At 65.2% G+C, this 9,786-nt stretch carries 11 protein-coding genes; 8 read left to right on the top strand and 3 right to left on the bottom strand.

The features are described from left to right. Positions 1-324 precede the first annotated feature (324 nt). The 8 genes from GPT33_RS14325 to GPT33_RS14290 all read left to right on the top strand — a co-directional run bounded on the left by GPT33_RS14325 (position 325) and on the right by GPT33_RS14290 (position 6,220). Entirely contained in the window at positions 325-693 is a 369-nt protein-coding gene (locus GPT33_RS14325; RefSeq protein ID WP_296810073.1) for a group 1 truncated hemoglobin, read from the top strand. Positions 694-718: 25 nt separating this feature from the next. After that, a complete protein-coding gene (locus GPT33_RS14320) occupies positions 719-916 on the top strand; it encodes a (4Fe-4S)-binding protein (protein WP_296810072.1) in 198 nt (65 codons plus the stop codon). A gap of 88 nt (positions 917-1,004) precedes the next feature. After that, a complete protein-coding gene (locus tag GPT33_RS14315; protein WP_296810069.1) occupies positions 1,005-1,691 on the top strand; it encodes a glutathione S-transferase family protein in 687 nt (228 codons plus the stop codon). 106 nt (positions 1,692-1,797) lie between these two features. Continuing rightward, entirely contained in the window at positions 1,798-2,880 is a 1,083-nt protein-coding gene (locus tag GPT33_RS14310) for a 2Fe-2S iron-sulfur cluster binding domain-containing protein (protein ID WP_296810067.1), read from the top strand. After that, on the top strand, positions 2,849-3,157 hold the full coding sequence (locus GPT33_RS14305) for a hypothetical protein (RefSeq protein ID WP_296810065.1): 309 nt from the start codon (positions 2,849-2,851) through the stop codon (positions 3,155-3,157). Before GPT33_RS14310 ends, GPT33_RS14305 begins: the two co-directional genes overlap by 32 nt. 116 nt (positions 3,158-3,273) lie before the next feature. After that, positions 3,274-5,211 (top strand): sigma-54-dependent Fis family transcriptional regulator, encoded by a 1,938-nt coding sequence (locus tag GPT33_RS14300; RefSeq protein ID WP_296810063.1) that lies wholly within the window; start codon positions 3,274-3,276, stop codon positions 5,209-5,211. Between the two features lie 231 nt (positions 5,212-5,442). Beyond that, positions 5,443-5,655 carry a hypothetical protein gene (locus tag GPT33_RS14295; protein ID WP_296810061.1) on the top strand — a complete coding sequence of 71 codons (213 nt, stop codon included), beginning with the start codon at positions 5,443-5,445 and terminating at the stop codon, positions 5,653-5,655. Next, positions 5,642-6,220 (top strand): flavoprotein, encoded by a 579-nt coding sequence (locus tag GPT33_RS14290; protein WP_296810059.1) that lies wholly within the window; start codon positions 5,642-5,644, stop codon positions 6,218-6,220. Before GPT33_RS14295 ends, GPT33_RS14290 begins: the two co-directional genes overlap by 14 nt. 167 nt (positions 6,221-6,387) lie before the next feature. On the opposite strand, the gene GPT33_RS14285 is transcribed toward GPT33_RS14290, so the two are convergent. From GPT33_RS14285 to GPT33_RS14275, 3 genes are all read right to left on the bottom strand, one after another. Continuing rightward, positions 6,388-7,455 (bottom strand): hypothetical protein, encoded by a 1,068-nt coding sequence (locus GPT33_RS14285; protein ID WP_296810057.1) that lies wholly within the window; start codon positions 7,453-7,455, stop codon positions 6,388-6,390. A gap of 102 nt (positions 7,456-7,557) precedes the next feature. Then, a complete protein-coding gene (locus GPT33_RS14280; protein WP_296810056.1) occupies positions 7,558-8,754 on the bottom strand; it encodes an RtcB family protein in 1,197 nt (398 codons plus the stop codon). 493 nt (positions 8,755-9,247) lie between these two features. Then, a partial coding sequence (locus GPT33_RS14275; RefSeq protein ID WP_296810054.1) for a hypothetical protein occupies positions 9,248-9,786 on the bottom strand: 539 nt, incomplete at its 5' end.

Genomic DNA, 9,786 nt, shown 5'->3' with positions numbered 1-9,786 from the left:
CTACGCCGCCTCGTCGCGCCTTGCCGGACACCGCGCGGGACGCACTCGAGGGGCCGTTCAACTGCCGGATCTAGGTTGAACGACCGCAATCATCCCTGAACGCCCGCGGCCGGTGGCCGACGCCGGCCCGCCCACTCCTCGTCCTCCCGCAGCCCCGGACGCGCCACTGCCGGAACACGTGGTACCACGTATAGGCCCGGTGCCGCCGCTTGGCTAGTCTGACTCGGCGCATCCGTCGTGGCCCGTCTTCGAACGGGCACACACCAGGCTTTCGTGCGGCGGATGACACGACAACGCGCATCAACCACCGAAGAGATCCGAGCCATGAGCGAGCACCAAGCCAGCCTTTACGAACGCCTCGGCGGGTTCGACGGCATTTCCGCGATTACCGAAGATATTTGGGCCAATCACACCCGCAATCCCGCGATCAAGCAACGTTACGCCGACAGCGACGCGGAGAAGGTCAAGGGCCTGGTCCGGGACATGTTCTGCGCCGGCACCGGCGGTCCCGAGAACTACGCCGGAATGGACATGCTGAGCGCGCACCGCGGCATGAACATCAGCGATCAGGAGTTCGTGGCCGTGCTCGACGACGTGCTGGATGCGATGGCGAAGAACGACGCCGGCAAGCGCGAGCAGGATGAAGTGTTGTCGATCCTGTATTCCATGAAGGCCGAGATCGTTCACGTTTGATCACCCCAATCGCGAGGACAACGCAATGAGCGCCAGCTCCACCGCCAAAGTCACCTGGGATGCGGAGGTTTGCGTCCATGCCGGCAACTGCGTCAAGGGCCTGCCGGCCGTTTTCAAAGTCGGCTCCGACGGGCTGGAGATCCACCAGGACGCGGCGTCGAAGGACGACGTCCGTGCAGTCGTCGCAAGCTGCCCGTCCGGCGCGCTGCACTACGACGACTGACGCCCGCGCCGGGTACCCGCCGGCGCATTCGGCGCTCGCGCGCAAGGCCGAGCGCACGCCACCGAATAACGAGAGGAGTGATCACATCATGATCGGCGAGCATCTACATACAAAGATCCAGCTGTTCGGGTTGCCCGGCGACCCCGATACCTTGAAATGTCTGATGACGGCCGGAGAGAAGGGCGTCGATATCGAAAGCCGGGTCGTGGGGACGGAGGCCCTTTCCAGCGATTCCCAGGAATTCCGCTCGATGTCGCCGTTCGGCTCTATCCCTTGCCTGCGCGATGTGGACTTCACCCTCTGCGGTACGCTGACCATCATGTCGTACCTGAACGACAAGGGTTTCGGGCCGTCGCTCATTCCGCGTAACGGCGTCGCCCGCGCGCTGCATTACCAATGGTCGGAATTCGCGACGCACCATGTTGCGCCCCATGTGAACGTCCTGCTCGCCGGAAAGGATGTGGACCGCGCCGTTTCCGCGCTGGCGGTCGCCTTCGATGCACTGGACTCGCAGCTGCGCAACAAGCGCTACAAGGGGCCTTTCATCGTCGGCGAATTCTCGCTGGCGGATATTCACTGGGCGCCCTATGCGCACTGCTGCGAGCTGACCGGTCACGGCGAGCTGGTGTCCGCGCGCTCGGCCGTCGGCGAGTGGTGGCAAGCCGTTCAGGGCCACAAGAGCACCAGTAAGGAGAACTTCGTCGCGTCGAGCGTGCTGCCGACCATGGACGAGATCAAGGGTCGCCATATCCGCTCCGTCGCCATCAACGCCTAAACAATGTTCGCCGGAGTCTTGGCTCCGCAGCGGCGGCGCGCCATCGATCGCGGTCACGGCCCCGGGGCGACCGGATCGACAGCGGTAGAGAGACGGGAGACGGATCATGTTCGGTTTTGGCAAAGTCAAGAAGACCCACCGGGTTCAGTTGCAACCATCGGGCGTTGGGCTCGATGTTCAGCCCGGCGACAACCTGCTCAAGGCGGGCCTCGCAGCCGGCCTCGGATGGCCCCACGACTGCCGCGTCGGCAGCTGCGGCACCTGTAAGGCGCGTCTGATCGAGGGCAAGATCAAGGAATTATCGGACTTCGCTTATGTACTGAGCGGCGAGGAGCTCGATAAGGGCATGATCTTGGCCTGTCAGACCGCGTTGAAGAGCGATCTGGTGGTGGAGGTTGCGCTGAACACCGCGGATGCGTCGGCGAGACCGGTCGCAACGGTGGCAGGGGCGGTGAGCAAGGTCCGTCTATTGACCCACGACATCATGGAGCTCTCGATCCGTCTGGAGCGCCCGCTGCGGGAGGACCATAGCCATTATCTCGCCGGCCAGTACGCGGACCTGAGCTTCCCGGGCATCAGCACGCCGCGCTCCTACTCCTTTGCCACGCCGCCGGAGGATGACGACCGGCGTGGGCTGACATTCTTTGTCCGCAAGGTTCCCCGTGGCGAGCTGACGACCTGGTTATTCGATGCCGATCGCACCGGCTGCGCGCTGACGGTGACCGGACCTTTCGGGTCGTTCTGGCTGCGCGATGGCGATGGTCCCGTCATCTGCGTCGCGGGCGGCAGCGGCATGAGCTCGATCAAGGCGCTGCTGGAGCATGCCGCCAACGTCGGTTGCGCTCGCGATGTCGTGTATCTATTCGGCGCTCGCTCTGAGCGCGACCTCTATTGCCTGGATGCCATGGAGGCCGTGGCGGCACGCTGGCACCCCGAGCACAGTATGCGCTTTCTGCCGATCCTGTCGGACGAACCTGAGGACAGCGACTGGTCCGGGTCGCGCGGGCTGGTGACCGAGCACATCCGGTCGCAGCAACTCGACTGGTCTCGGACACAGGCCTATTTGTGCGGCCCCCCGGGCATGATCGATGCGGCCATCGAAGTCCTGCAGGCGCAGGGAATCGGCGACGATGCGATCCACTTCGACAAGTTCCTCGATGCCAGCAGCATCCCTGGCGGGCGCCATTGACGCGAGTGTCGTGACTTCCGGTTCGTTCGCGACGCAGCCGGGCGAGGCGGCGCGCTGGACTCCGACCTTCTATATTCGTAAGGTACGAAAAGGCGAGCTCACGACTTGGTTATTCGGCGCGGACGGGCGCGGTGCAACTCTCTCCGCAAGTGGCCCCTACGGCGTATTCCGACTGCGCGACGGAGACGGTCCCATCGCTTGCGTCGCCGAAGGCGCCATCCTATTCGACAAGCTCCTCGACGCCGGCACGATGCCCGGCGGCCGCCGTCAAGGCTAGCAGGTGCAGACGCCACGGCACGGAACCTTTTGGAGGGGCCTCACAACGAAAGACAAGAGACTAAAAAGAGAGGCGCGGCAATCGTACCCGCCTCCCGATACTCCCGGAGGAAAATCATGGCTGAGGGTGTACAAACGGCGAGCCACGGCACAAACGTGCTCGCTGCCGCGCGCGGCGGAATAACGGCGGCTGACTATCGGTCATTCGTGCTCGAGTCTTGGCGCCGATGCATCGACGACTTCGGTCTAGCACCCGAGCGCAGAGACGAGCCGGAGGTGCTCGACCGGGCCGAGATCGCCGAGCGGCGAGAGGCCTGTTGTCATCTCGTGGAGATGGCGAAATCCGAGATGACCGGTCTCTACCAGCAGGTCGCCGGCTCCGGTTATTCCATCCTGCTGTCGGACGCCGACGGCGTCGTGCTCAACTACATCGGCGACCCGCTGTTCACGACCGCGGCGGCCAGCGCCGGCATGGTGAACGGCGCGAGCTGGTCGGAGTTGGCCCAGGGCACCAACGGGATCGGCACCTGCCTGGTGGAAAAGCGCCCCATCGTGGTCCATCGCGAAGAGCATTTCTTCACCAAAAACACCGGGCTGACTTGCGCCGCCGCGCCCATCTTCGAGCCCACCGGAGAGATCGCAGGCGTGCTCGACGCGTCCAGTGAATCGCACATGGCCCAGCAGCATACGGTGGCGCTGGTGAATATGTCGGCGCAGCTGATCGAGAACCGGCTCTTTATCTGTCGGATGCGGGACAACTATGTACTGCGCTTCCACAGCCGGCCCGAGTTTGTCAGCACACTCGGCGAGGGCATCATTGCCTTCGATCCGAGCGGGCGGCTGCGGGCCGCGAACCGCAGCGCGCTGTTTCAGCTGGGATTGTCGACGGTGGACGAGATCGCCGGGCGTCCCATCCAGGAGATCTTCAACCTCCGTGTCGACGACGCGCTGTCGCGCGCGCAGCGCCAATCGAACCATCCGCAGCCGCTGCGCGAGGTAAAGGGCGGCAGGCGCTTCTACGCCAGCTTCCAAGCGCCGTCCGAGCAGATGGAGGGCATGTCCCGGGGCTTGACGATACCACGGCCCTTCGCGTCGATGGAGACGCCCACGGCGCGCCTGCCGTTCGAAGGACTGCAGTTCGGCGATACACGGATGAAGCGCAACGCCGAGCGTGCCGCAAAGCTGATCGAGCGCGATATCCCCTTCATCGTCCTCGGTGAGACCGGCACCGGGAAGGATGTCTTCGCACGGGCGCTCCATCAGGCCGGCCCGCGGCGCAACAAGCCCTTCGTGGCCGTGAACTGCGCCTCGATCCCCGAGACGCTGATCGAGAGCGAGCTGTTCGGCTACCGGCCCGGCGCCTTCACCGGCGCGAGCCGAGAGGGTAGCCGGGGCAAGATCGTCCAGGCCCATGGCGGCACGCTGTTTCTCGACGAGATCGGCGATATGCCGCTGGAGCTCCAGGCCCGGCTGCTGCGGGTGCTCGAGGAGCGCGCCGTGATTCCGCTCGGCGGCGAGACGCCCATCGAAGTCGACATCCAGCTCATCAGCGCAACCCATCAGAACCTGAAGCAGCAGGTTATGGACGGCGGCTTTCGCGAGGATCTCTACTATCGCCTGCACGGCCTGAGCCTACAGCTACCGCCGCTGCGCGAGCGCGAGGACCGCCGCGAGCTGATCCGGCATCTGCTTGATGGCGAGGCCGGCGGCCCCGGTCGCTTGGAGATCGAACCGGAGGCCATGGCGCTGATGGATGCCTACGAATGGCCGGGCAACATTCGCCAGCTGCGCAACACACTGCGCACGCTGGTCGGCCTGAGCGAGGGCGGCGTGATCCGGGTCGATGACCTGCCCGATGATCTGCTGCTGGGCGAAGAGAGCCTTGACCGGCCGGCGAGACCGAGCAATCCGTTGGATGTGGCCGAGCGCGACGCGATCCTGCGCGAGCTCGAGGCCGCCCACTGGAACGTGACCCGGGTTGCGTCGAAATTGACACTGAGCAGGAACACTCTGTACCGCAAAATGAAACGCTACCGCATCAAGCCGCCGCGCTGAGGTCGGCCGCTTGTTGTGTTGCCCGCGCCGGCGGGCGTGCATGGCACGCCCGATGAACCGGGTTGTCGTCTCGCCGTGCCCCGGGACAGCTGCGGTTCCGCGGCAGCCATATCCGGGTGGATACTTCCGGGGGAGTTCTTGGCCGTCGAGCCGGCGCCTGGTCGGGCACCGTGGCCCGCTCTTTGCCTCGGGCCTTGGAGTCCGGCTCGATTCGAACAAAAGGGGCAAAGAATGAGCGAGCTCGCCGTGCGCGTCCAGCGTGGCGAACTGCATGTCAACGCCGCGCACATCATGACCTTCGACGGGACCTGCGAGAACCTGCACGGTCACAATTTCCATGTCGAGAATGATGCCCTTGCGGGGCTGAGTCGCCTGCAGGTTGCTGTGGAGGAGGCGGGCTGCCGATGGGGCATTCACACCCGCCGTTTCGATGCCCGGCACTGAGGCGCCGCGCGTCGCCTGGGGCATCACCGGATCCGGTCATTTCCTGCCCGAGTGCCTGGCGCTGGTGGAACGCTTGCCGGCCGTGGACCTGTTTCTGAGCCGCGCGGCCGCAGAGGTTCTGCAGGTTTACGGCTACCCGGTGCGGGAGCTTCAGGCCCGGTTTCGGGTATTCCGCGACAGCGCCGCGAGTGCGCCGCCGGTCGGGCTTTTCTACGAGGGCCGGTACGACTTGGTGGTGGTCGCGCCGGCGACGTCCAACAGCGTCGCCAAGATGGTCTACGGCATCTCGGATACGTTGGTCACCAACATCTATGCCCAGGCCGGGAAGTGCCGGATCCCGAGCCTAGTGTTTGCTTGCGACGCCTCGCCCGAACTCGTCACCGAGGCCCCGGGCGGTCCGGTGCCGGTCTATCCGCGGCCGATCGACCTAAGCAATACCGAGGCATTGGCCGGGCTCGCGTTTACCGAGGTGGTGGTCGACCCCGACGGGCTTGAGCGGGCGCTGTCGACGCGTCTGCGCCAGCCGTCCGTGAGCAGTGCTCAGCCGTCGCCTTGCGACCCCTAACCGACCAGCCTGCGGCAGTGCTGTCGTCGCTGGCCGGCAAACGACGAACAGGTCCCGATCCGCGTGGCTGAAAAACGCCTGTTGCTGACCGCCACCCTCGCAGAGCCGAGCCTGCGGCGCACTCGCGGCGCCTGCGCTTGGGTTATCGTGTCCTTCAACACCCTCGCTCAACGCAGCAGGCGCTCCTCGCCGAAGCGCTCGACCTCATCCGGGTGGCGGATGACGTCCGGGTCCTTTCGGACGCGACGCGGCAGGGCGGCAAGCGGGACATTCTCGGCGACGAAGCGCCGACCGATCGCATTGTTGTGGTAGTCCATGGCCCGCTCGTCCGGGGTATTGCCCGGCCGCAGTTCTTGGGCATCGGTGACGGTGGTTGCGAAGATCGGCCCGAAGGTGCGGGTCAGCAGGAAGCTCCAAATCACATGGCGCATCGCATCCTGGAGCCAGACATCATCCGGTGCGTACCGTGTCGCGAGCGCGCGCGCCTGATCGGTCAGCATCAGGAGAACGGGCGCCCGCAGCGGGTAGAAGGATACGAGCTCGATCTGCTCGGGGACCAGGTCAAGGCCCTTGACCTGTGCGATTGCTCGGATGTCGTCTTCCCGGAACCGCAGCTTGAAGGTCTCTCCCACGCGCTCGGTGTAGAGGGTTGCGACTTGGTCGACACCGTCGATGTCGAGGATGACATCGCCGCTGAACTCGACCTCGCCGACTGCGTGATTCTCGAAGAACAACGCCTTCAGCTTCTCGCGGATCGTTTTCGCGGCCTGTCGCGGGTTGCCCAGCGGAAGATCGCCGATCGCCAAGCGGACGTTGGTAAAGCGGTCGAACGGCAACTGCCGGGGGCGATCCGATGGATCGAGGCGGACCTCCAAGCCGGTGGCCTGAATGGAGCCGCGCAAGCTGAACGGGTGGGTCAGTCGCACCTCGAGTGTCGCGATGTCGAGTTGCGAGCGCAGCTGAATCCGATCCCGTGGATTCAGATCGAGCCGAGTCTCCAGATCGCTCAGCACCAGGCCGTTCAGCCAAGGCGAGATCCGTACGCCCGAGAAGGCGACATCGCCCAGCCCGAGACCGACCGGCTCCAACCGTGCCTGCAACGTCGGAAGCGCCTCGCGCGCGAGCGACGGCAACAACGCCGAGGTCAGGGCCCAGACCAAGGCCCACAGGCTCCCGACGAGCAGAAGCAGGATGAGTGGGCGGTGTTTGCGCAATTTCGACGACTGACGATGCATGGCGAGGATGCGGGATCATGGAGAGCCGCGGGCGGGTGCCTTGGCGGGCGGATAGCATACGTCACAATGACCGAAGTATCGGTTTCGATCGTCATGCCGCCCTCAACCCTTCACGCAGACGACCTGTTTCAGCGTATGTACCACCTCAACCAGGTCCGCCTGGTTGGCCATGACCTGGTCGATGTCTTTGTAGGCACCCGGAATCTCATCAAGCACACCCTTGTCCTTGCGACAGATCACCCCTTGGGTCTGAGCCGCCAGATCCGCCGGCGTGAACTGTTTCTCCGCCGCGGTGCGGCTCATCCGGCGCCCGGCGCCATGGGCACAGGAGGAGAAACTCTCGGGATTGCCCTTGCCGCGCACGATGTAGCTGCGCGCGCCCATGCTGCCGGGGATGATGCCGAGATCGCCTTCCCGCGCCCGGATCGCACCTTTGCGGGTGACCCAGACGTTCGACCCGAAGTGGTGCTCGCGCTCGACGTAGTTGTGATGACAGTTGACCACCGCCTCGGTGACGGTGAAGGCCGGCAGGTGGCGGGCGAGCGCGGCCAGCACCAGAGCCATCATCTGCTCGCGATTCTCCCGTGCATAGGCCTGCGCCCACGAGACCGCGGCCACGTAGTCGTCGAAGTGCTCCGAGCCCTCCGGCAGATACGCGAGATCCCGGTCGGGGAGCTGGATCATCCAGCGCTCCATGTCGCGCCGGGCCAGCTCGATGAAGTAATGGCCGATGGCATTGCCGATGCCGCGGCTGCCCGAGTGCAGCATGACCCACACGCGCCCGGACTCGTCGAGGCAGACCTCGATGAAATGATTGCCGCCGCCTAGGGTGCCGATCTGGTTGACCCAGTTGGAGAAGCGACCGAAGGCCTTGAGCAGCTGCGGGTGCTTCTCGGTCAGCGCGTCGAGCGGCGCGGCGAAGGGCGTGGCCGCCTCGGTCAGCGCGCGCGCATCGGTGTGCTGGGAACGCCCCACCGGTACGTCGCGGCTGATCTGGTCAAAGACCTTCTTCAGCGCTCGTTCGTCGATTTGCTCGGCGCCGAGTGACGTGCGCGCGGCGGCCATACCGCAGCCGATATCGACCCCAACGGCAGCCGGGATGATCGCTCGATCGGTAGCGATAACGCTGCCGATGGTGGCGCCGATGCCGGCATGCACGTCCGGCATGGCGGCGACATGACGATGGATGAAGGGCAGCTTCGAGAGGTTGACCAGCTGCGTGCGCGAGCGCTCGTCCAGTTCCTCAGTCCACACTTTGACCGGCTTGTCGCCCTCGGTGATGACTTGCTTGATCGTCATGGCTCCTCCTGCCGCTCATTCGGCGGCACACGATGGCACGGCCGACAGCGGCCATGCTGGATACTGGCAGGGAGGACGCGCTGGAAAGGGACCTTGGGTGTCCGGTCTTGCTGCTCCCCGCCGGATCGTCTGACGGGGTAAGACCGGTCAGGCGATCAGAGTTCGCGTGTTCTTGGCGTTCCGAAACGGCGATGACCGTTGTCGGAGGGTCGATATGACACGCGCACTGGCTCGGGTTTGCGGTGTATGCCGAACAGGCAGCCGCCAACCGACGCGCACGCCGACCATGAGACGCCGGAGGCGCTCGGTTGGGTCTTTGCACTGAGGCTTGGTTGGTGCACGCGAATGACTCGAAGTAAGGTCGCTGTCTGTCGACCGCATCAGCGGTCTGAGGTTTGACCGCGAAGATGCTACGCTCGATCTAACAGGCCGGCAAGGAGTCCGTGCCCGCTCCTCGATCCGGCGCAAAGGCGCATCGCCACCGCGTGCACGCTTAGACGCGGGTGACCACCATCCACAGGAGCAGCGTCAGGCCGCCGGCGAGCAGGGTCCGTTCGGCCTCGCCGATCTCCAGGCCCAGGATCCAGCGGTAGATCCAGTAGATCACCGCAGCGAGCAGGACCCAGAGCAACGGCGCGATGCGCCCGAGGAGGGCGATCACGCGCGAGCGCTTCGGGGTCTCGAATGGCGCCGGGGGCTCCACCACCTCGCCGCGGAGCGCGAAGCGCGCGATGGCGTCCCAGTTCGCTTCCGCGAGCGCCGCGCCATGACCACCCCTCACGTACCGAATCTGATGCAGTGCGTCGCCGTTCTCGGCGGAAAACCCGTCGTGACCGGCACTCCCGAGGTCCTGCAGGTGCAGCATCTCGATCGCCTTCGGAAAGATCGCCACGACCCAGTCGGCGGTGGCGATATAGTTGAGGATCTTCTCCACCTGTCCGCGTCGCAGCGCCTCGGTCCAGGGATAGCCCGTGCGTACGACACTGCCGGCGAAGACCACGTAGCGAAATCGGCAGGAGGGGTACTTGCGCA

The organism is Thiocapsa sp., assembly GCF_011390875.1.
Classification (GTDB): Bacteria; Pseudomonadota; Gammaproteobacteria; order Chromatiales; family Chromatiaceae; genus Thiocapsa.
The sequence above is the reverse complement of the archived record's forward strand: the minus strand, read 5'-3'. Positions and strand labels throughout refer to the sequence as shown.